Below are 22,293 nucleotides of genomic sequence, written 5' to 3' on the forward strand. Positions count from 1 at the left end.
CATGGGCGGGCCTGGGCCAACTCGGCACGCATCTTGGCAATGACTTCCTGGTAGTCGGGGGCGTTGAAGATCGCCGAGCCGGCCACGAAGGTGTCTGGTCTGCCCGACCACCTGCTGGCCCTCCACGGCCATGTCGCGCGCCGCGCTGGAGTGCTGCGAGGCGAGGGCGGCGTTCTGGGCGATTTCCTGGGCGGCGGCACCAAGTTGGTTGATCGCCGCAGCCACGCTGCTGGTGCGGCTGGACTGCTGGTCGGCATTGATGATCGAGGCGTTGGAGGCGGTGACCACCTGTTTGGCCACGGCATTCACCTGGCCGGTGGCCGAGGCTACTTCGCGGATCGACTCGTGGATACGCTCGACGAAGCGGTTGAACGACTGCCCCAGGCTGCCGAACTCGTCATGGCCGTGGATGGTCAGGCGGCGGGTCAGGTCGCCCTCGCCCTCGGCGATGTCGTGCATGGCGCGGCCCATCACGTGCAGCGGCTCCATCAGCACGCGAATCAGCAAGCCCAGCAGGGCGGTGATCAGCAGCACGGCGATGATCGTGGCCACGATGGCCGAGGTGCGCAGCTCGCCGAGCATGGCGTAGGCCGCGTCCTGGTCGAGCACCAGGGCCACGTACCAGTCAGCCGAAGGCACGCCTTCGACGCGGGTGAAGCTGATGAACTGCTTGCGCCCGTCGAGTTCGACCTCCGACACACCCTTGCCGACGCGCGGGGTGTTGCCGGGGTAGACCTCGGCCAGGGGCTTGAGTGCCAGCTCGCCTTTCGGGTGGATCAGCACCTTGCCATCGCCGCTGACGATGAAGGCATGGCCGTGACCCTCGAAGTTCAGGGTATTGATCAGGTCGCTGATGGTTTGCAGGTCGGTGTCCACACCGGCCACGCCGATCAGTTGGCCGGCTTGGCGCACGGGGGTGGCCAGGGTCACTACCAGCTTTTTCGCCGAGACCGAGATGTAGGGCTCGGTGATGATGGTCTGGTTGGCGGCTTCTGCGGCCTTGTACCAGCCACGTGCGCGTGGGTCGTAGTCGGCGGCGCGGCTGCCCACCGGCACCGAGGTCATGTGCCCGTCCTTGCCGCCGAAGTAGGTGAGCTGGAAGTTGCTGCCGTACACCGGCAGCGCCAGGCTGCGGGCCAGGCTGTCTTTCTCTGGCCCGTCCACCGCCACCTGCTGGGCAAACGACTCCAGCAATTGGATGCGGCTTTGCAGCCAGTTGTGGATGTTGCCGGCTGTCAGGCTACCCAGTGCCTGCAGGTTGTTCTCGGTGTCGGCACGCAGCGACTGCCGTTGTCGGTAGTCGTTGAACAGCACGAAGCAGGTAAAGGCAACGGCCACCACCAGTGCGGCGGCCACCAGGATCTTGTGGCTGAACTTGAGGTTCTTGGTCATTTTTACAAGGTCTGCGCAAAGCATCTCGGAAGGGTGGTGTGGCGAATAGCTACACCGCTGCATTTTGTGTCGTCAGCTATGACTAAAACATTAATCACCGCTGCGGCAGCCGACCAACGGCTAAGAAAACAAAGGGCTTTGGGCAGGGAACCGGGGAGGCATTTTTCCTTCTAAGCTGTCTTCAGGTGTCTCGCCTGAGTGTCCACCGTCAGGAGTACCCCCATGTCGTTGCGTAACCTCGCCCTCTTGTCCCTGTGCGTTGCCCTGGCCGCGTGCAGCAAGGTCAACCAGGAAAACTATTCCAAGCTCAAGGCCGGCATGAACAAGGCCGAAGTCGAGCTATTGCTGGGTACGCCCAAGGAGTGTTCCGGCGCGCTGGGCATGAGCAGCTGCACCTGGGGGGACGAGCAGAGCTTCATCAGCGTGCAGTACGCCGCCGACAAGGTGTTGATGTACTCGGGGCAGGGCCTCAAATGAGCCGTTTGCACCTGTTGCTGGCGCTGTGTGCCGCGCTGCTGCTGGGTGGTTGTGCCAGCTCCGCGACCGACCCGCTGGCGCCCAAGACCGTAGGGAGCGTCGACCTCAAGAAATACCAGGGCAAATGGTACGAGCTGGCACGCCTGCCGATGTATTTCCAGCGTGATTGCGCGCAGTCCGAGGCGCACTACAACGTGCGGCCCGATGGCACGTTGGGTGTGCTGAACCGCTGTCGTACCCTGGATGACGAGTGGCTGCGTGCCGAAGGCAGCGCCTGGCCGCAGGAGGCGGGGCAAACCGACAAGCTGTGGGTGCAGTTCGACAACTGGTTCACCCGCCTGGTGCCGGGTGTAGCGAAGGCGCCTTACTGGGTGCTCTACGTGGACGAGCGCTACCGCACGGCGGTCGTCGGCAGCCCCAACCGCAAGTACCTGTGGATCCTGTCGCGCACGCCGAGCCTGCCGGCCTGGGAGCGGGAGAACCTGCTGTCGAAGGCGCGCCAGCAGGGGTATGACACCAATCGCTTGATCTGGCGGGTGTCTGACAAGGACATCGTCGCCCGGCATTGAAACCGATGGGGCCGCAACAGCGGCCCCACGGTTTTTCAATCCAGCAGCGTTCTCAAGACCTCCACGAACGCCCGGGCAATGTCCTCTTCCTGCCCATGTCGCCCCTGGCGCACTGCCCACTGCCCGTTGACCATCACATCGCGCACCTGTCGATCCCCCCCAGCGAACAGCCAGCGGTTGAGAATCGCATCGCCGCTGGCGACGGCCAGGTATGGGTCCTGCCCATCCAGCACCAGCCAATCGGCACGCTTGCCCACCGCCAGTTCGCCGATCGGCTGCCCCAACGCCTGGGCGCCGCCGGCCAGGGCTGCGTCGTACAAGGTGCGCCCGACCATCGGCTGGTCGCTGCCGTACAAGCGGTTGCGGCGCTGGTCACGCAGGCGCTGGCCATATTCCAGCCAACGCAGCTCCTCGACCACGCTCAGCGACACATGGCTGTCCGAGCCAATGCCCATGCGCCCGCCCTGGGCGAGGAAGTCCACCGCCGGGAAAATCCCATCGCCCAGGTTTGCCTCGGTGGTCAGGCACAGCCCGGCGACCGCGCCGCTGCGGGCCATGGCGCGGACTTCGTCGGCTTCGGCGTGGGTGGCGTGGACCAGGCACCAGCGCTCATCCACCGCCACGTTGTCGTACAGCCACTGCAACGGGCGACGGCCGCTCCAGGCCAGGCAGTCATCGACTTCCTTCTGCTGCTCGGCAATGTGGATATGCACCGGGCACTGCGCGTCACCGGCCTTGAGCACTTCATCGATCTGCGTCGGAGTGACCGCGCGCAGCGAGTGGAAGCACAGCCCCAGGCGCTGCGCGGGTTGCGCGGCGAGCACGGGCGCCAACTGCTGTTGCAGGTGCAGGTAGTGCTCGGTGCTGTTGATGAATCGGCGCTGGCCATCGTTGGGCGCCTGGCCGCCGAAGCCCGAGTGGCTGTACAGCACCGGCAGTAGAGTCAGGCCGATACCGCTGGCGCTGGCCGCCGCACTGATGCGCCGTGACAGCTCGGTGGGGTCGGCATAGGCCTGGCCGTCGCGGTCGTGGTGCACGTAGTGGAATTCGGCCACCGAGGTGTAGCCAGCTTTGAGCATCTCGATGTACAGCTGGCGGGCGATCACTTGCAGCTGTTCCGGGGTGATGCGCCCGACCAGGCGGTACATCAGGTCGCGCCAGGTCCAGAAGCTGTCGTTGGGGTTGCCTGCCACTTCGGCCAGGCCCGCCATCGCCCGCTGGAAGGCATGCGAATGCAGGTTGGGCATGCCCGGCAGCAATGGCCCCGCCAAGCGCTCGGCGCCGTCGGCGCTGGCATTGGCATCGACCTTGGCCAGCGTCCCGTCGGCTGCGACTTCGAGGCGGACGTTGTTGGCCCAGCCACAGGGCAGCAGGGCGCGTTCGGCGAAATAGGCGGACATCACTGGGGAAACCCTGTTCTGTAATTTGTATATACATATACAGACGTTTGCCTGCCGGGTAAACTCCGGCAAGCTACCGTCAATCTATTGCACAAGGATGCACCGCCGTGCCGACAACTCCCGTCTCCGCGCTGGTTGCCCAGATGGGCGAAGGGCCGGCGCCGCTGTATGCCCGGGTCAAGCAGATGATCGTCCAGCAGATCGAAAACGGCAGCTGGCCGCCGCATCATCGCGTGCCCTCGGAAAGCGAGCTGGTCAGCCAGTTGGGCTTCAGCCGCATGACCATCAACCGCGCCCTGCGCGAGCTGACCGCCGAGGGCTTGCTGGTGCGCATGCAGGGCGTCGGCACCTTCGTCGCCGAGCCCAAGACCCGCTCGGCGCTGTTCGAGGTCAACAACATCGCCGACGAAATCGCTGCCCGTGGCCACCAGCATAGCTGCAAGGTGATGATCCTGGCCGAGGAAGCGGCCGGCTCCGAGCGCGCCCTGGCCCTGGACATGCGCGAAGGCCAGCGGGTGTTCCACTCGCTGATCGTGCACTACGAGAACGGCGTGCCGGTGCAGATCGAAGACCGCTTCGTCAACGCTGCCATTGCCCCGGACTACCTCAAGCAGGACTTCACCCGCCAGACCCCTTACGCCTACCTGTCCCAGGTTGCGCCGCTGACCGAGGGCGAGCACGTGGTCGAGGCGATCCTGGCCGACGCCGACGAATGCCGCCTGTTGCAGATCGAGCGCAGCGAGCCCTGCCTGCTGATTCGCCGCCGCACCTGGTCCGGCCGCCAGCCGGTGACCGCCGCGCGTCTGATCCACCCCGGCTCCCGCCACCGCCTGGAAGGACGCTTCGGTAAATGAGCCAGCTGCGTGTATTGCGTGCCCGGGACTACCCGCGCATGCCCTGGAAGAACGGCGGTGGTTCCACCGAGGAAATCACCCGCGATGCTGGCGAGGGCCTGGACGGGTTCGGCTGGCGCCTTTCGATCGCCGATATCGAGGCGTCGGGTGGATTCTCCAGTTTCACCGGTTATCAGCGGGTCATCAGCGTGTTGCAGGGCGATGGCATGCGCCTGTCGGTGGATGGGCACGAGACCCGCGCCCTGCTGCCGTTCGATGCGTTTGCCTTCAGTGGCGAAAGCCAGGTCGCCTGTACCCTGCTGGGCGGGGCGATCCGCGACTTCAACCTGATCTATGCACCGAGTCGCTACAAGGCGCGGTTGCAGTGGTTCGAAGGTGCTACGCGGTTGTTCAGTTCGGCGCAGACGTTGCTGGTGTTCAGTGGCGAGGCCGACGTGGCCGTAGTGGTCGAAGGGCAGGGCGAGTCGGCGCTGGAACTGTATGACTGCCTGCAACTGAGCGGTAACGTCGGGCTGCTGGAAGTCGCGGTGTCCGGGCGCTGCTGCATCATTGAACTGACGGCAAGCACTCACGCCTAGCGGTTACCTGGTAACGCCCACTCTCAGCGCGCCTTGTTACCGAATGCCCCAAAACGGCGCAATGCCATCTTCCGCAAAATCCTTCGCTCCAACCTCTGCGCAATTTTTCATCTTCCAGCCCGGGCCTTGAATCACAAGGCCTGTCGGCTATCCATCAGCCTGCTCGGAAAAGCTTCCCAGGCAACTTGGCAATTCAATTGCATATGCTTGTATGTACAAGTAAAGCTAAGTGCGCAATAGTGGATAGGCCGTCCCGTGCGCACGGTACGCACAGCCTCATTGGCCCGCCGATCTCGCCGGGTTTGCCTAGATCGCTCAAGGAGCATTTTCGTGACTGACAACAAGCACAACACCTTCCGTGACGTCGAGATCCGCGCCCCGCGTGGCACCCAGTTGAACGCCAAGAGCTGGCTGACCGAAGCGCCGCTGCGCATGCTGATGAACAACCTCGACCCGGAAGTGGCCGAGAACCCCAAGGAGCTGGTGGTGTACGGCGGCATCGGCCGCGCCGCGCGCAACTGGGAGTGCTACGACAAGATCGTCTCCAGCCTCAAGGCACTGAACGACGACGAAACCCTGCTGGTGCAGTCGGGCAAGCCGGTCGGCGTGTTCAAGACCCACCGCGACGCCCCGCGCGTGCTGATCGCCAACTCCAACCTGGTACCGCACTGGGCCAACTGGGAGCACTTCAACGAACTGGACGCCAAGGGCCTGGCCATGTACGGCCAGATGACCGCCGGCAGCTGGATCTACATCGGCAGCCAGGGCATCGTGCAGGGCACCTATGAAACCTTCGTCGAGGCCGGTCGCCAGCACTACGGCGGCAACCTCAAGGGCCGCTGGGTGCTCACCGCAGGCCTGGGCGGCATGGGCGGCGCCCAGCCACTGGCCGCGACCCTGGCCGGCGCTTGCTCGCTGAACATCGAATGCCAGCAGACCAGCATCGACTTCCGCCTGCGTACCCGCTACGTCGACGAGCAGGCCAGCGACCTGGACGACGCCCTGGCGCGCATCGCCAAATACACAGCCGAAGGCAAGGCCGTCTCCATCGCCCTGCATGGCAACGCCGCTGAAATTCTGCCGGAGCTGGTCAAGCGTGGCGTGCGCCCGGACATGGTCACTGACCAGACCAGCGCCCACGACCCGCTCAACGGCTACCTGCCGATCGGCTGGACCTGGGCGCAGTACCGCGACCGCGCCAAGACCGACCCGGCTGCCGTGGTCAAGGCCGCCAAACAGTCGATGGCCGTGCACGTGCAAGCCATGCTCGACTTCCAGAAAGCCGGCGTGCCGACCTTCGACTACGGCAACAACATCCGCCAGATGGCCCAGGAAGAGGGCGTGAGCAACGCCTTCGACTTCCCAGGCTTCGTACCGGCCTATATCCGCCCACTGTTCTGCCGGGGTGTCGGCCCGTTCCGTTGGGCTGCGCTGTCGGGCGATGCCGAAGACATCTACAAGACCGATGCCAAGGTCAAGGAACTGATCCCGGACGACGCCCACCTGCACCGCTGGCTGGACATGGCCCGCGAGCGCATCGCCTTCCAGGGCCTGCCGGCGCGTATCTGCTGGGTTGGCCTGGGCCTGCGCGCCAAGCTGGGCCTGGCGTTCAACGAAATGGTGCGCAGCGGCGAGCTGTCGGCGCCCGTGGTGATCGGCCGTGACCACCTCGACTCGGGCTCCGTGGCCAGCCCCAACCGTGAAACCGAAGCCATGCAGGATGGCTCTGATGCCGTGTCCGACTGGCCGCTGCTCAACGCGCTGCTGAACACTGCCGGTGGTGCGACCTGGGTGTCGCTGCACCACGGTGGCGGCGTGGGCATGGGCTTCTCGCAGCATTCGGGTGTGGTGATCGTCTGCGACGGTACCGACGAAGCGGCTGCCCGTATTGCCCGGGTGCTGACCAACGACCCGGCCACCGGGGTGATGCGCCATGCCGATGCCGGTTACCAGATTGCGATCGATTGCGCCAAAGAGCAGGGGTTGAACCTGCCGATGATTACCGGCTGATGGGCCTAGGGGGCTGCGTTGCAGCCCCCTAAATCAACCCTTTGCTTACTCGAACTGCCGATTTCCACTTCAAAAAGTTTGGGAGCGTCACGCAATGAAAACCACCAAGACCTTGCTTGCATCGCTGTTCGCCCTGGGCCTGTGCGCCACCGCCGACGCCACCCAGGCCGCCACCTGGTGCGACTCGGGCAAACCGGTGAAATTCGCCGGGCTGAACTGGGAAAGCGGCATGCTGCTGACCGACGTCATGCAGTTCGTCCTCAAGGAAGGCTACGGCTGCAAGGTCGACAGCCTGCCCGGCAACTCCATCACCATGGAAAACGCCCTGGGCACCAATGACATCCAGGTATTCGCCGAGGAATGGGTCGGCCGCAGCGAGGTGTGGAAGAAGGCCGAAGCCGCCGGCAAGGTGGTCGGCGTGGGCGCGCCGGTGGTCGGCGCTGTCGAAGGCTGGTACGTGCCGCGCTACGTGATCGAAGGCGACGCCAAGCGCAAGCTCGAAGCCAAGGCGCCGAACCTGAAGAACGTCGCCGACCTGGCCCAGTACGCCAGTGTGTTCAAGGACCAGGAAGAACCCAGCAAGGGCCGTTTCTACAATTGCCCGGCCGGCTGGACCTGCGAGCTGGACAACAGCCAGATGCTCAAGGACTACGGCCTGGAAGCCAGCTATACCAACTTCCGCCCCGGCACTGGCCCGGCGCTGGATGCCGCCGTGCTGTCGAGCTACAAGCGCGGCGAGCCGATCCTGTTCTACTACTGGACCCCCACCCCGCTGATGGGCCAGGTCGACCTGGTCAAGCTGGAAGAAAAGCCCGGCGTCGACAAGACCGTGTCGATCAAGGTCGGTCTGTCTAAGGCCTTCCACGACGAGGCACCCGAGCTGGTCGCGGTACTTGAGAAGGTCAACCTGCCGATCGACCTGCTCAACCAGAACCTCGCCCGCATGAGCAAGGAGCGCATCGAGTCGCCGAAACTGGCGAAGATCTTCCTCAAGGAACATCCTGAGGTATGGCAGGCGTGGGTCAGCGAAGACGCGGCCAAGAAGATCAACGCGGCGCTCTGAGCGCCGTCACCGGATGAGTGGAGCCTATGTTTCCTGAAAACCTGACATTTTCCATCGCCGACTGGGTCAATGGCTGGGTCGATGCGCTGGTCACCAACTACGGCGATGTGTTCCGGCACATCTCCGACACCCTGCTGTGGGCCATCGTCAACCTCGAAGGCCTGCTGCGGGCCACGCCCTGGTGGCTGATGCTCGCGGTGGTCGGGGTCATCGCCTGGCACGCCACCCGGCGCATCCTGCCGACCGTGGTGATCATCGGCCTGCTGTTCCTGGTGGGTGCGGTGGGGTTGTGGGACAAGCTAATGCAGACTCTGGCGCTGATGCTGGTGGCTACCTTCATCTCGGTGCTGGTGGGGGTGCCGCTGGGCATTCTTTCGGCGCGCAGCAACCGCCTGCGCGCGGTGCTGATGCCGCTGCTGGACATCATGCAGACCATGCCCAGCTTCGTGTACCTCATCCCGGTGCTGATGCTGTTCGGCCTGGGCAAGGTGCCGGCGATCTTCGCTACCGTGATCTACGCCGCACCGCCCTTGATTCGCCTGACCGACCTGGGCATTCGCCAGGTAGACGGCGAGGTGATGGAGGCGATCAACGCCTTCGGCGCCAACCGCTGGCAGCAACTGTTCGGCGTGCAGCTGCCGCTGGCGCTGCCGAGCATCATGGCAGGCATCAACCAGACCACCATGATGGCCCTGTCGATGGTGGTGATCGCCTCGATGATCGGCGCCCGTGGCCTGGGCGAGGATGTGCTGATAGGCATCCAGACCCTGAACGTCGGCCGCGGCCTGGAAGCGGGCCTGGCGATCGTGATTCTCGCGGTGGTGATCGACCGCATTACCCAGGCCTACGGTCGGCCACGGCATGAGGTGAGCAAATGAGCACGCAGGCGATCAGCAAGATCGAAGTGAAGAACGTCTACAAGATTTTCGGCGACCGTTCAGGCGAAGCCTTGCAGCTGATCCGCGAACAGCGCAGCAAGGAGCAGGTGCTGGCGCAGACCGGCTGCGTGGTGGGGGTCAACGACCTGTCGCTGTCGATCGGCAGCGGCGAGATCTTCGTCATCATGGGCCTCTCGGGCTCGGGCAAGTCGACCCTGGTGCGCCACTTCAACCGCTTGATCGACCCCACCAGCGGGCAGATCCTGGTGGATGGCGAGGACATCCTGCAGTACGACATGGACGCCCTGCGCGAATTTCGCCGGCGCAAGATCAGCATGGTGTTCCAGAGCTTCGGCCTGCTGCCGCACCGCAACGTGCTGGACAACGTCGCCTACGGCCTGAAGGTGCGCGGCGAGAGCAAGGAGCTGTGCGCCCAGCGCGCCCAGCAATGGATCGAGACCGTGGGCCTTAAGGGCTACGAGCAGAAGTACCCGCACCAGCTGTCAGGCGGCATGCGCCAGCGCGTGGGGCTGGCCCGGGCGTTGGCGGCGGACACCGACATCATCCTCATGGACGAAGCCTTCAGCGCCCTCGACCCGCTGATTCGCGCCGAGATGCAGGACCAGCTGCTGGAGCTGCAAAAGACCCTGCACAAGACCATCGTGTTCATCACCCATGACCTCGACGAGGCCGTGCGCATCGGCAACCGCATCGCCATTCTCAAGGACGGGCGGCTGATCCAGGTCGGCACCCCGCAGGAGATTCTCCACTCGCCGGCCGATGAGTACGTCGACCGCTTCGTCCAGCGCCGCGCTGTTGCCGTGTAAGGGGCCGTCATGTCGCAACCTGAAATTGTCGTGATCGCCGACGCTCCGGTGCGTTGGCAGGACATCGCCGCCGTGGCCCGCCATGGCGCGCAGCTGCAACTGGCGCCGGTGGTGTGGGCGCGTATCGACAACGCCCAGGCCATCGTGCGGCGGATCGTCGACAGCGGTGAGCGCGCCTATGGCGTGAACACTGGGCTCGGTGCGCTGTGCAATGTCTCGCTCCAGGGCGAGCAGCTCAGCGCGCTGTCGCGCAATACCCTGCTCAGCCATGCCTGCGGCGTTGGCCCGGCGCTGCCGGACGAGCAGACCCGGGCGATCATCTGCGCCGCCATCGTCAACTACAGCCATGGCAAGTCCGGGGTGCAGCGTGGCGTGGTCGAGGCGCTGCTGGCGTTGCTCGAACGTGGCATCACCCCGCAGGTGCCGTCCCAGGGGTCGGTGGGCTATCTCACCCATATGGCCCATGTGGGCGTGTGCCTGCTGGGCGTGGGCAAGGTCAGCTATCGCGGGCGCATCGTCGAGGCCAGCGAGGCCATGGCCGCCGAGGGCCTGGCCCCGGTGGCGCTGGGGGCCAAGGACGGCTTGTGCCTGGTCAACGGCACACCGTGCATGACCGGCCTGGCCTGCCTGGCGCTGGACGACGCCACGCGCCTGCTGCAATGGGCCGATGTGATCGGCGCCATGAGCTTCGAGGCCCAGCGGGGGCAGATCGACGCCTTCGACCCCGAGATCATCGCGCTCAAGCCGCACCCCGGCATGCAGGTGGTGAGCGAGAACCTGCGCGGCTTGTTGTTCGGCAGCGAGGTGATCGCTTCTAGCAAAGGCATTCGTACCCAGGATGCCCTGAGCATTCGCTCCATTCCCCAGGTGCACGGCGCTGCCCGCGACCAGCTGGCCCACGCCGTGCGCCAGATCGAGGCCGAGCTCAACGGCGCCAACGACAACCCGCTGCTGCTGGGTACGCCGGACGATTTTCGCGTGGTATCCCAGGCCAACCCTCATGGCCAGTCGGTGGCCATGGCCGCCGACCTGCTGGCGATCGCCATGGCCGAGATCGGCTCTATCGCCGAGCGCCGCCTCGACCGTCTGATCAACCCGCACGTCAGCGGTTTGCCGGCGTTCTTGGTGAGCAATCCCGGGGTCAACTCGGGAATGATGATCGTGCAGTACGTCGCCGCCTCGCTGTGCGCGCAGAACCGCCAGCTGGCGCAACCGGCGGTGCTCGACAACTACGTCACCTCGGGTTTGCAGGAGGACCACCTGAGCCTGGGCACCAACGCCGCGCTCAAGCTGCACCAGGTGCTTGAGAACTGCACCCAGGTGCTGGCCATCGAATACTTACTGGCCGCCCAGGCCTTCGAATTCCTCAAGGCGCAACGCTTCGGCGTAGGCACCGATGCCGCCCGGCGCCTGCTGCGCGAGCAGGTACCGGCTTACCTGGAAGACCGCTGGCTGGCGCCGGACATCGCCCGCGCCGCCGCACTGCTGAAAGATTCGCGGCTGCCACAGCCTGTGCTGGCGGCGCTGCACTGAACAACGATTAGAAGGAGCATGGAAATGGAAGTGTTCAACCTGGTGCCCGGCCAACTGACCCTGGCCGAGCTGCGTCGCATCCACCAGGCGCCGCTGCGCCTGAAGCTGGACGCCAGCGCCGGCGCGGCCATCGATGCCAGTGTGGCTTGCGTGGAGCGCATTCTGGCCGAAGACCGCACCGCCTATGGCATCAACACCGGTTTCGGCCTGCTGGCTTCGACCCGCATCGCCAGCCACGACCTGGAAAACCTGCAACGTTCCCTGGTGCTGTCCCACGCCGCCGGTATCGGCGCGCCGCTGGACGACGCCCTGGTGCGTCTGATCATGGTGCTGAAGATCAACAGCCTAAGCCGTGGCTTCTCGGGTATCCGCCGCAAGGTCATCGACGCGCTGATCGCCCTGGTCAACGCCGAGGTCTACCCGCACATCCCGCTCAAGGGCTCGGTGGGTGCCTCCGGCGATCTTGCGCCGTTGGCGCATATGTCGCTGGTGCTGCTCGGCGAGGGCAAGGCGCGTTACCAGGGCCAATGGCTGCCAGCCAGCGAAGCGCTGGCGGTGGCGGGCCTGGAGCCGCTGACCCTGGCCGCCAAAGAGGGGCTGGCGCTGCTCAACGGTACCCAGGCGTCCACCGCCTATGCCTTGCGTGGCCTGTTCCAAGCTGAAGACCTGTTCGCTGGCGCCATCGCCTGCGGCGCCCTCACCGTGGAAGCTGCACTGGGCTCGCGTTCGCCCTTCGATGCGCGCATCCACGAGGTGCGCGGCCAGCGCGGGCAGATCGACACCGCCGCGTGTTTCCGCGACCTGCTGGGCGACTCCACCGAGGTGTCGCAGTCGCACAAGCACTGCGGCAAGGTGCAAGACCCCTACTCGCTGCGCTGCCAGCCGCAGGTCATGGGCGCCTGCCTGACCCAGCTGCGCCAGGCTGCCGAGGTACTGGCCATCGAGTCCAACGCGGTGTCGGACAACCCGCTGGTGTTCGCCGCCGAAGACGAAGTGATTTCCGGCGGCAACTTCCACGCAGAACCCGTGGCCATGGCCGCCGACAACCTCGCCCTGGCCATTGCCGAAATCGGCGCGCTGAGTGAGCGGCGCATCTCGCTGATGATGGACAAGCACATGTCGCAGCTGCCGCCCTTCCTGGTGGAGAACGGCGGGGTAAACTCCGGCTTCATGATCGCCCAGGTCACCGCCGCAGCCCTGGCCAGTGAGAACAAGGCCCTGTCGCACCCGCACAGCGTCGACAGCCTGCCCACCTCGGCCAACCAGGAAGACCACGTGTCGATGGCCCCGGCCGCCGGCAAGCGCCTGTGGGAAATGGCCGAGAACACCCGTGGCGTGCTCGCCATCGAATGGCTGGGCGCCTGCCAGGGCCTGGACCTGCGTGAAGGCCTGAAGACCTCGGCCAAGCTCGAGCAGGCGCGCCAGACCTTGCGCCGCGAAGTACCGCACTACGACCGCGACCGTTTCTTCGCCCCGGATATCGAGGTGGCTACCGAACTGTTGGCCGAAGGTCGCCTGACCGGGTTGCTGATGGCCGGGGTATTGCCGAGCCTGTGATGGAGAGAGATATGAGAACCCTCTGGCAGCACTGCCACGTGGCCACCATGGCCGAGGGCAGCTATTCGATCATCGAGGATGCGGCGATCATCACCAATGGTGGGCTGATCGAATGGATCGGTCGTCAGGCCGACGTGCCTGCCAGTGAGCTCACCCGCACGGTCGACCTGGGCGGCGCCTGGGTCACCCCGGGGCTGATCGACTGCCACACCCACGCGGTGTTCGGTGGTAACCGCAGCGGTGAGTTCGAGCAGCGCCTGCAAGGCGTGAGCTACGCCGAGATTGCGGCCCAGGGCGGCGGTATCGCCAGCACCGTGCGTGCTACCCGGGCCGCCAGCGAGGACGAACTGCTGGCTAGCGCCCGTCCGCGGGTGCAGGCGTTGATGCGCGACGGCGTAACGGTGTTGGAGATCAAGTCCGGCTACGGCCTGGACCTGGCCAACGAGCGCAAGATGCTGCGCGTGGCGCGGCGCTTGGCCGAGGAGCTGCCGCTGACGGTACGCACCACGTGCCTAGCCGCCCACGCGTTGCCACCGGAATTTGCCGGGCGTGCCGACGACTACATCAGCCACATCTGCGACGTCATGCTGCCCGCACTGGCCGGGGAAGGGCTGGTGGACGCAGTGGACGCCTTCTGCGAACACCTGGCGTTTTCCCCGGCGCAGGTCGAGCGGGTGTTCATCAAGGCCCGCGAGCTAGGCCTGCCGGTGAAACTGCACGCCGAGCAACTGTCGTCGTTGCACGGCTCGAGCCTTGCGGCGCGCTACCAGGCGCTGTCGGCGGACCACCTGGAGTTCATGACCGAACAAGACGCCATGGCCATGGCCAAAGCCGGCACCGTCGCAGTATTGCTGCCGGGAGCGTTCTATTTCCTGCGCGAAACCCAACTGCCGCCGATGGATGCCTTGCGCCGCCACGGCGTAAAGATCGCCCTGGCCAGCGACCTCAACCCCGGCACCTCGCCGGTGCTGTCGTTGCGCCTGATGTTGAACATGGGCTGCACCTTGTTCCGCATGACGCCCGAGGAAGCCTTGGCGGGCGTGACCCGGCATGCCGCCACGGCACTGGGCATGGGCGACAGCCATGGCTCGTTGGAGGTCGGCAAGGTCGCGGACTTCATCGCCTGGCAGGTCGAGCGCCCCGCCGACCTGGCCTACTGGCTCGGCGGCGATTTGCCCAAGCGTGTAGTGCGCCTGGGCCACGAGATATCCAATTGAGCGAGGCGTCATGGACAAGGTATTGAGTTTTCACCAAGGCACGCTGCCGCTGCTGGTCAGCATGCCCCACGCCGGGCTGAGCCTGACCCCTGCGGTGCGCGAGGGGCTGGTCGATGCCGCGCGCAGCCTGCCGGACACCGACTGGCACATCCCGCAGTTGTACGACTTCGCCCAAGGCCTGGGTGCCAGTGTGGTGGCGGCGCAATACTCGCGCTTCGTCATCGACCTCAACCGCCCGGACGACGACAAGCCGCTGTATGCCGGCGCCACCACCGGCCTGTATCCGGCCACGCTGTTCGAGGGCGAGCCACTGTTCAAGCCGGGGCTTGCGCCTTCGGCCGAGGAGCGTGCGAGCTACCTGGAGCAGGTTTGGCGCCCGTACCACGAGACGATTCGCCGCGAGCTTGAACGCCTGCGCGAAACCTTTGGCTATGCGCTGCTGTGGGATGCCCATTCGATCCGCTCGGTCGTGCCCCACCTGTTCGACGGCAAGCTGCCAGACTTCAACCTCGGCACCTTCAACGGCGCCAGTTGCGACCCCGAGTTGGCCGAGCGGCTCAAGGCCGTATGCGCCGAGGCCCCGGCCTACAGCCATGTGCTGAACGGGCGTTTCAAGGGCGGGCATATCACCCGCCATTACGGCGACCCAGCCAAGCACATCCATGCTGTGCAGCTGGAGTTGGCGCAGAGCACCTATATGGACGAAGTAGAGCCGTTCACCTATCGCCAGGACCTGGCCGAGCCTACCCAGGCGGTGCTGCGCGCCTTGCTGCAAAGCGCATTGGCCTGGGGCCAGGCGCGCTACGGGCGCTGAGCGCTCGACACGCCCCGCACGCCGCTGTAGACCGTCAGGCCTGCCTCGGCGAAGGGGCGGCAACTGTTAGCGCATATTGCCCCTTCAGTCGTTGCGGTCAGGGTTGGCCAAGATGGTCAGCTCGTGGACCAGACGCATGTCCTGTAAGCGTTTCTCCTCTTCCAAGGCCTCGAACTGCGGCGCCAACGCTTCGAGGGGCAGGTCCGGGTGCTGGTCGGGAAGTGCGTTGACCCGAGCCTGGTATTGCTGCTCTATCGCCTCGAAACGCTCGGCGTGGGTATGGCGCAGGTAACGGGTCCAGTCGGCGTTGCTGGCGGCGTAGTTCAGGAAGGTCTCGCCCTGTTCGCTGCGCCGCACCAGTGCCACGGCCTGGTTGAGCTCGCTGTGGTTTACGTCGGCCACCACCCGGTAAAGCATGTCATCGTCCGGCACGCCCAAGGCCAGTTCGTCGTTCAAGCCCTGGCGGTACGCCAGGCGCACTTCGGCTTCGTCGCGCTGGCGGGCTTTCTCGCGGGCGATGCGGTCCAGCTCCTGTAGGCGGAACAGGCGGCGCAGCTCGCGGTAGAAGGTGTCTTCGGAGTCGGTGGCGTTGGTCAGCATCTGGCGGTTGGCGATGACCAGCTCGATGTTCTGGAACACCAGCAGCACCCCGTCGTGGCAGGTCTGGCTGCCGGTGCCGGGCTGTACCAGCGCTTCTTCGGCAAGGGCATTGAAAAGCATGCGGTCTTCACTGTTCACCACCGCCATCAGCAACACCTTGCGTACCCGCTGGCACAAAAGCCCGCGTGTGCTGGTATTGCGATAGGGCCCGCTCTGGCGCAAGCGTCCTACCAAGGCCAGCAGGTTGCCGGCATCGCCAGCCTGCTCGAGTTGCTGCCAGTTGTCTTGCAACGCTTCGTTTTCGGCTTCAGCACCGTGCAGCCAGTCCTGCAGGTTGGGTTCGTCCCCGGCGGCGGGCAGGACCGGCGCATGGAGATGGCCGTGCTCTTCATCCGACGAGTCCGTCTGCAGGTCTTCGGGCAGGTCCATGGCGAAGGTAAAGCTGTGCTGGCTGTCCGAGGAGGCCCGGGCACGCGCTACCACGTCGCTGCTCAGCGGGTTGCCGAACAGGCTGATGGATGAGACAGGGAACTGGTTGTGCAGGTTGCTCAGGATGTGTTCGGGGAGTTCGGTCAGCAGGTTGTCGCTCAGGTTGAGCACTGGCAGTGGCAGCAGTGCGTCGACCCAGTCTGGCCATTGCGTCAGCCCCATGTTGCTCAGGTCCAGCAGGGTAAGCCGGCGCAGCGTCTCAGGCGCTTGGACGATAGTCCCCGCGCGATTGCCTGCCAGGTTGAGGCCAACCAGGTTGCTCATGCGGCCGAAGGTCTCGAGCATGGCCTGGTCGACCTCCAGGTGCAGGTTCGGCAGCTCCAGTTCGCTCAGCGCTGGCAGGCGCAGTGCGGCCGAGGGTAGGTCGTTCTCGGGTTGTTGGTGCTCTTCTATTTCCAGTCGTGTCACATTGGGGAAGCGTGCAAACAGGCTTTCGAGCTGTGCGGTGCTGCCGCTTGCGCGGGTCAGTACAAGGTTGCGTACCCGCTCGTTGAAAAAGGCCGGCAGGCGTTGGGGGAAATGCTCCAGGGCTATGTGCTGCGAGCGCAGGGGTGCCCGGAGTATGCCGCGCTCCTGTTGACGCCAGAACTCCAGTACCGCGCTACCGATGCGCCGACGCGCGGCGATGACCGGTTCGCTCAAGGGCGCCGTGGAGCTCGAGGCGTTGCTCCAGTCGTCCAGAGCGTCTCTGAGTTGTTGGCGCCGTTGCTGAGACGCCGCGAGGCGTTCGCGCAAGGGGTCGCTGATATCCACGTTGAACCGCTCGGCCCGGCCATCCTCGCGCAGCAGGACCTGCTCCAGCTGGGCGTCGAGGATCGGGTTGCCCTCCAGCGAAAGCGTTGGGTGGGTCGAAGGGTGAAGGGCGTCGTTGAGCAGGTGGTGGGGGAGCAGGCGGATCTGGTTGCCGCGCAGCGATATCGCGTCGAACCGCTCAAGGGCACGCGCGCTGAGTGCGGAGGGCCAGTACTCCAGCGACATGCGCTCGAGGCCCAGGTAGTCCAGCATCAACCTGTCGAACCTGGGAGGGTAGGTTTGCGAGAGGTGGTTGCCGCTCAGGTCCAGCCTGCGCAGGTTGCGCAGCTCGGCGAGGCTGTCGATGTCGGTGGAGCTCAGTGGCAGGTTCTGGTGGGTGAAACTGAGCGCTTCCAGCTCTGGCAGGTGGTGGGCGATCAGCGGGAGCGCGAAAAGCATCGATGAAGGGGCGGCGTTCGATACGTAGGGGCGCGTGACCTCCAGCGCGCGGACTTCGGGGAACTGTTGGAAGAAGCTGGTTATCTGGCGTTCGAGCTGCCCCCAACCGAGCAGATTGCCGAACGTAGGCTCGACCAGTTGCAGGTGAGCGACGCGTGAAGTGAAGGCCTCTGGCAGGTCGCGCGGGAACTCGGTGAGGTCGATACCTTCCAGGCGCAGCGGTGCATCGCTGTCGCCCAGTTCAGGCAAGGCGTGGTCGTACCAATGCTGCATCAGCGTCGTAGCCAGCCGTTGCAGGCGACTGCTCGCTTCTTCACTCGCCGGCGCCTGTGCGGCTTGCCAGTCGCTCAGGTAGGTCTGCAAGGTCTGGCGCTGCTCGAGCAGCGTACGCAGCCGTGCGTCGATCTGCGCGTGGCCAAGGCCGCTGCCCTCCAGCTCCGCGAGGATCGCCGAGGCCGAGCGCGGGGTGCGCTCTGGCAGGCCTGACTGGCGGATCATCGCCAGCAAGCCACGCCGGGTGATGCCGCCTCCTGTCGCGCCCGCGCCACTGAGCGGGTAGCCGAGACGGCCGTCGGCCAGGCGCATCGGCGAGCGGTAGCCAGGGCGTATCGGGCGCATGCCCAGTACCTCGCGCAGCGTCTCGCGGGGGAGTGCGGGGGTGTGTTCGAGCAAGCGCTGCAGGGCAGTTTCGTCGTCGATGGCCAAGGCGCGGCGCTGCGCTGCGGTCAGGGCTTCGAAGAGTGCGCCGGACAGTGTTTCATGGAGGGCGGGTGGGCTGTCGGCCGAGGTGAGTTCGAGGATGAGGTAACCGCTATCGACACTGGCAAGCACGATGCGTTGCGGCGCGCTTTCGGGGCCTGCGCTTGTGGTCTGGTAAGGCACGTTGCGGCACTGCTCGAGCTCCAGGCGCAGGTCTTGCGGCCAGCCGGGCAGTTGTTCGAGGGTGCGTAGCAGCAGGCGGTCGCTGTCCCAGTTGCGTGTGTAGCCCAGGTGGAGCCCCTCGTAGGCACGTGCCAGGCGCACTTGCTGTTGATAGGCGCGGGTTTCCTCGGCCAGGCGCAGGGGAATCTTTCCTTGTGTCAGCAGCTCCTGCTCTGTCGCGTTCGCGTTGCGTGCCAGTTCATCGGCGACGGCACTGGGCAGTTGTGGATAACGCTGCTGGATGGCTTGCGCCCCAGGTGCCTGGGCTTTGGGCAAGGCGCTGTAGCGCTGCTCGAACGCGCTGCGCAACTGGCTCGGCGGCGCATCGTCCAGTGCTTGGCGTACTTCGCGGTCGAGCGCGAAGCGTTGCAGGGTGTCTTCCAGCAATGCAGGCAAACGCTGGTTTTCGTTCAACGCTTTGCGCAGCGCGGCGGAATCGATGCCGCTGCTTTGCAGGATGCGTTGAGCGCTGGCTTCGTCGATGCCGGCAGTTAGATGGCCGGCGCGCTGGAACAGGGTGGCGGTCGACCACTGGCGAGGGCGGTCGAGCTCGTGCAACCAGGCTCCGGCGCCGTTATGGCGAAGCTCTGGTGCATAGCCATGCGCCTTGAGCGGGTGTTGCAGCGGGTAGCGGCCGGTCGCGGCATGCTGCTGCACGGCATAGGTGTTGCCATCGAGGGCGAGCCAGGTCTTGCCCTCGTGGTGATAAAGGCCCGAGGCATCGGGTTGCAGGTCGGCGGGCAGCACGATGTCGTGGCTGAAGGGGCGCAGGTCGGGGTGCCAGAGGCGCGTCTCGCCGTTGGCCAGTTCGATGGGGGTGAGGGCGTCGATCCGGGCGGGCACCTCTATTGCAGGCACTTGCGCCGTGTCGCCTACTGCGGCCAAGGCTGCGGTGAGTGCCACGTTGTCGATGACGTCCATCAGGTATTCCAGGCCTTGGCGGCGGTCGCCTTCGGCCCAGCTTTCCAGGCCTTCGTACACCTCATAGCCCAGTTGCACCAAGGTCGCACCCAGGCCGGGGATGACGAACGCCCCCAGGTTGAGCGCGTTGAATGCAATGCTTGTGAAGAATGCCCGGCGTTTTTCGGCGGTTATCCGGTCCTCGCTGGCCGTGGGGACTGCATGGAACAGCGCATCGTCTTCGAGCCGTTGCAGCTTCTGGCTGGCCAGTTCATCGAACAGTGGCTGGTGCAAGGGTTGTAGCGTGACGGCGACCCAGGCGTCCGGGGCGCGCAGTGCGTCGAGTACGCGCTGCTTGTCGCGCTCGGGGACGAGCGGATGCAGGTATTGCCACGAGAGTTGTTCGCGCAGGTACGCCTGTACCTCGTGAACAGAGCCATGGGCTTTGAGTGGGGTTGGCGCGCCGGGAAAGTAAGTCACCAGCAGGCCTTTATAAGGCTCGATCAGTGGGTCGTAGACGAGCAACAGTTCAGGTGAGGGCACCGCGCCGATCAGCAGGGCGCCGGTCGGCGCGGCGTCGAACAGCTTCGGGAAGGCGCAGCGCAGAGGGCTGCCCAGGTAATCTGCCTGACCATCTTCGGCCAGGGTCAGCAAGGCATGGTAGAGCGGGGTGTCGATCGCCTGGCTCAGGTAGGCCTGGTGCAGGTGCAGGCGCAATGCCGAGCGCTCAGCGTCGGCGAGGATTTGCAGGGTGCTGTCGGCGGTTTTCAGTGCGTCGACCAGCGCCTTGTAGCGTCCACCGATATCGAGCTCGCGCACCCGTGCGGCGAAAGCTGCAGGGTCGATGGCCAGCGGGTTGCCGGTCGGGGTGAGGAATACGAAGGTGTCGCTGTCGACGATCACCGACTGCATGTCGTCCACGTCCAGCCCACCGGGCTGCGCGTGGGAGGCTTCGAAGTTCTGCAAGGCGCAGTGCAGCAAGGACTGGGTTGCCAGCTTGATGGCGCGCTGGCTGTCGACGATGGGGTCGTTGTCGAAGCTGAGCTTGTGTGCGACCGCGTCGGGTGCGTTGATCAGGTAGGTGGTGGTGACGTCCAGTTCCAGCCCGAAGTGTTCCTTTATTGTCTCGGTCAACAGTTGGGTGGCGAAGGGCAGCAGTTCGGGCAGTGACTCCAGCAACGCGCGCACCTGGGCTTCGGCCTGGCGGTGTATGCCGTGCTCTTCGACCAGGGCGCGTGCTACCTGCGGGTGCGCCAGGTAACCGGCCTGGCTCCAGGCGGGCGGGTTAACGAGGGCGTCGCGCATCTGCTGCCGGTCGTCCTTGGTGCTGTTTACCAGCCACTCGGGGAGTTTATGGGCGATCAGTTGCCTGGGATGGGTGAGGTGTTCGGGGGAGAGCGGCAGGTCGTTCATCGCTGGGCCTCGCGTGATGGGGCCCTGATGCTAGGAACTAACCTGCGCCTGGCGTGCATAACATGATCTACCCACAGACACATGCTCAAAGCACAATTCAGGTTTATGATGCCCAACGGCAGACAAAATCCCCACACGGAGTGCGCAATGCAGACCCTCTACCCGCAGATCAAACCCTACGCCCGGCACGATCTGGCCGTGGAAGCGCCGCATGTGCTGTATGTCGATGAAAGCGGCTCGCCCGAGGGCCTGCCGGTGGTATTCATCCACGGTGGCCCGGGTGCTGGCTGCGACGCACAGAGCCGTTGCTACTTCGACCCCACCCTGTACCGCATCATTACCTTCGACCAGCGCGGCTGTGGCCGCTCCACGCCCCACGCGAGCCTGGAGAACAACACCACCTGGCACCTGGTCGAGGACCTGGAGCGTATTCGCGAGCACCTGGGCATCGACAAGTGGGTGCTGTTCGGCGGCTCCTGGGGTTCCACCCTGGCCCTGGCCTACGCCCAGGCCCACCCCGAGCGGGTGCATGGGTTGATTCTGCGCGGCATCTTCCTGTGCCGCCCGCAGGAGATCCAGTGGTTCTACCAGGAAGGCGCCAGCCGCCTGTTCCCCGACTACTGGCAGGACTACATCGCGCCGATTCCCGCCGAGGAGCGCGGTGACCTGGTCAAGGCCTTCCACAAGCGCCTGACCGGCAACGACCAGATCGCCCAGATGCACGCAGCCAAGGCCTGGTCCACCTGGGAAGGCCGCACCGCCACGCTGCGCCCCAACCCACTGGTGGTCGACCGCTTCTCCGAGCCCCAGCGCGCGCTGTCGATCGCCCGTATCGAATGCCACTACTTCATGAACAATGCGTTCCTCGAACCGGACCAACTGATCCGCGACCTGCCGAAGATCGCCCACCTGCCGGCAGTGATCGTGCATGGCCGCTACGATGTGATCTGCCCGCTGGACAACGCCTGGGCGCTGCACCAGGCCTGGCCGAACAGCGAACTGAAGGTGATTCGCGACGCAGGTCACGCCGCCTCCGAGCCCGGCATCACCGATGCCTTGGTGCGTGCTGCCGACCAGATGGCCCGGCGCCTGCTCGACCTGCCCCTGGACGAAGCATGAAAGGCCTGCTGCAACGTGTGCGGCAGGCGCGGGTAGAGGTCGAGGGCGAGATCGTCGGCGCCATCGACCAGGGTTTGTTGGTGCTGGTGGCCGTGGAGCCTGAAGATTCCCGCGAGCATGCCGACAAGCTGTTGCACAAGTTGTTGAACTACCGGGTTTTCAGCGATGCGCAAGGCAAGATGAACCTGTCGCTCAAGGATATAGGCGGCGGCCTGCTGCTGGTGTCGCAGTTCACCCTGGCGGCGGATACGCGCAGCGGCATGCGTCCAGGCTTCTCGACGGCGGCGTCCCCAGCGTTGGGCGCGGAGCTTTTCGACTACCTTTTGACGCAGGCGCGCAGCCAGCATTCTGACGTTGCCAGTGGTCGCTTCGGGGCAGACATGCAGGTGCATCTGGTCAATGATGGCCCGGTAACATTTATGTTACAAATATGAGCTCAAAAAACCCCTTGTTTGTACAAAACAAGGGGTTTTGTACGATAAATAGTTTGT

The 22,293-nt window shown here is 65.1% G+C and carries 16 protein-coding genes and 2 pseudogenes; 14 read left to right on the forward strand and 4 right to left on the reverse strand.

Going from position 1 to position 22,293, the window contains the following annotated elements:
• Together ACQKPE_RS14945 and ACQKPE_RS14950 are read right to left on the reverse strand one after the other, a co-directional pair.
• Positions 1–95: pseudogene (locus ACQKPE_RS14945) on the reverse strand (ribulose-phosphate 3-epimerase); the annotation flags it as partial.
• A gap of 1 nt (position 96) precedes the next feature.
• Positions 97–1,392: pseudogene (locus tag ACQKPE_RS14950) on the reverse strand (methyl-accepting chemotaxis protein); the annotation flags it as partial.
• A gap of 222 nt (positions 1,393–1,614) precedes the next feature.
• Here ACQKPE_RS14950 and bamE point away from each other — a divergent pair.
• Both bamE and ACQKPE_RS14960 read left to right on the forward strand, forming a co-directional pair.
• On the forward strand, positions 1,615–1,869 hold the full coding sequence (bamE, locus tag ACQKPE_RS14955) for an outer membrane protein assembly factor BamE domain-containing protein (protein WP_427666990.1): 255 nt from the start codon (positions 1,615–1,617) through the stop codon (positions 1,867–1,869).
• Positions 1,866–2,438, forward strand: a complete 573-nt coding sequence (locus tag ACQKPE_RS14960; RefSeq protein ID WP_427666992.1) for a lipocalin family protein — start codon at positions 1,866–1,868, stop codon at positions 2,436–2,438. Before bamE ends, ACQKPE_RS14960 begins: the two co-directional genes overlap by 4 nt.
• A gap of 35 nt (positions 2,439–2,473) precedes the next feature.
• Here the strand turns inward: ACQKPE_RS14960 and ACQKPE_RS14965 are convergent, their stop codons facing one another.
• Positions 2,474–3,838 carry a formimidoylglutamate deiminase gene (locus tag ACQKPE_RS14965; RefSeq protein ID WP_427666994.1) on the reverse strand — a complete coding sequence of 455 codons (1,365 nt, stop codon included), beginning with the start codon at positions 3,836–3,838 and terminating at the stop codon, positions 2,474–2,476.
• A gap of 143 nt (positions 3,839–3,981) precedes the next feature.
• On the opposite strand from ACQKPE_RS14965, the gene hutC reads away from it, so the two are divergent.
• The 10 genes from hutC (at position 3,982) to hutG (ending at position 15,169) form a co-directional block, all read left to right on the forward strand.
• Positions 3,982–4,692: a histidine utilization repressor gene (gene hutC, locus ACQKPE_RS14970; protein WP_427667039.1), complete on the forward strand. Its 711-nt coding sequence runs from the start codon at positions 3,982–3,984 to the stop codon at positions 4,690–4,692.
• Positions 4,689–5,270: a HutD/Ves family protein gene (locus ACQKPE_RS14975; RefSeq protein WP_427666996.1), complete on the forward strand. Its 582-nt coding sequence runs from the start codon at positions 4,689–4,691 to the stop codon at positions 5,268–5,270. The genes hutC and ACQKPE_RS14975 overlap by 4 nt, the downstream gene beginning before the upstream one ends.
• A 330-nt stretch (positions 5,271–5,600) precedes the next feature.
• Complete coding sequence (hutU, locus tag ACQKPE_RS14980; RefSeq protein ID WP_427666997.1) at positions 5,601–7,280, forward strand: urocanate hydratase; 1,680 nt, start codon at positions 5,601–5,603, stop codon at positions 7,278–7,280.
• A gap of 94 nt (positions 7,281–7,374) precedes the next feature.
• Positions 7,375–8,343: an ABC transporter substrate-binding protein gene (locus tag ACQKPE_RS14985; RefSeq protein ID WP_427666999.1), complete on the forward strand. Its 969-nt coding sequence runs from the start codon at positions 7,375–7,377 to the stop codon at positions 8,341–8,343.
• Between the two features lie 26 nt (positions 8,344–8,369).
• Positions 8,370–9,221, forward strand: coding sequence for an ABC transporter permease (locus ACQKPE_RS14990; protein ID WP_427667000.1), 852 nt, complete (start codon positions 8,370–8,372; stop codon positions 9,219–9,221).
• Positions 9,218–10,048, forward strand: coding sequence for a quaternary amine ABC transporter ATP-binding protein (locus ACQKPE_RS14995; protein ID WP_427667002.1), 831 nt, complete (start codon positions 9,218–9,220; stop codon positions 10,046–10,048). The genes ACQKPE_RS14990 and ACQKPE_RS14995 overlap by 4 nt, the downstream gene beginning before the upstream one ends.
• A gap of 9 nt (positions 10,049–10,057) precedes the next feature.
• Positions 10,058–11,581 carry an HAL/PAL/TAL family ammonia-lyase gene (locus ACQKPE_RS15000; RefSeq protein WP_427667004.1) on the forward strand — a complete coding sequence of 508 codons (1,524 nt, stop codon included), beginning with the start codon at positions 10,058–10,060 and terminating at the stop codon, positions 11,579–11,581.
• Between the two features lie 24 nt (positions 11,582–11,605).
• Positions 11,606–13,138, forward strand: coding sequence for a histidine ammonia-lyase (gene hutH / locus ACQKPE_RS15005; protein ID WP_427667006.1), 1,533 nt, complete (start codon positions 11,606–11,608; stop codon positions 13,136–13,138).
• 11 nt (positions 13,139–13,149) lie between these two features.
• Positions 13,150–14,355: an imidazolonepropionase gene (hutI, locus tag ACQKPE_RS15010; protein WP_427667007.1), complete on the forward strand. Its 1,206-nt coding sequence runs from the start codon at positions 13,150–13,152 to the stop codon at positions 14,353–14,355.
• A 10-nt stretch (positions 14,356–14,365) separates the two neighbouring features.
• Complete coding sequence (gene hutG, locus ACQKPE_RS15015) at positions 14,366–15,169, forward strand: N-formylglutamate deformylase (RefSeq protein WP_427667009.1); 804 nt, start codon at positions 14,366–14,368, stop codon at positions 15,167–15,169.
• An 84-nt stretch (positions 15,170–15,253) separates the two neighbouring features.
• Here hutG and ACQKPE_RS15020 read toward each other — a convergent pair whose 3' ends face one another.
• A complete protein-coding gene (locus ACQKPE_RS15020) occupies positions 15,254–20,683 on the reverse strand; it encodes an NEL-type E3 ubiquitin ligase domain-containing protein (RefSeq protein WP_427667011.1) in 5,430 nt (1,809 codons plus the stop codon).
• Between the two features lie 147 nt (positions 20,684–20,830).
• Here ACQKPE_RS15020 and pip point away from each other — a divergent pair, with 147 nt between their 5' ends.
• Both pip and dtd read left to right on the forward strand, forming a co-directional pair.
• Complete coding sequence (pip, locus tag ACQKPE_RS15025; protein WP_427667013.1) at positions 20,831–21,802, forward strand: prolyl aminopeptidase; 972 nt, start codon at positions 20,831–20,833, stop codon at positions 21,800–21,802.
• Entirely contained in the window at positions 21,799–22,236 is a 438-nt protein-coding gene (gene dtd, locus ACQKPE_RS15030) for a D-aminoacyl-tRNA deacylase (RefSeq protein WP_427667015.1), read from the forward strand. The genes pip and dtd overlap by 4 nt, the downstream gene beginning before the upstream one ends.
• The last annotated feature ends 57 nt before the right edge of the window (positions 22,237–22,293 follow it).

This window comes from Pseudomonas sp. NPDC089554 (genome assembly GCF_050280645.1).
GTDB lineage: Bacteria > Pseudomonadota > Gammaproteobacteria > Pseudomonadales > Pseudomonadaceae > Aquipseudomonas.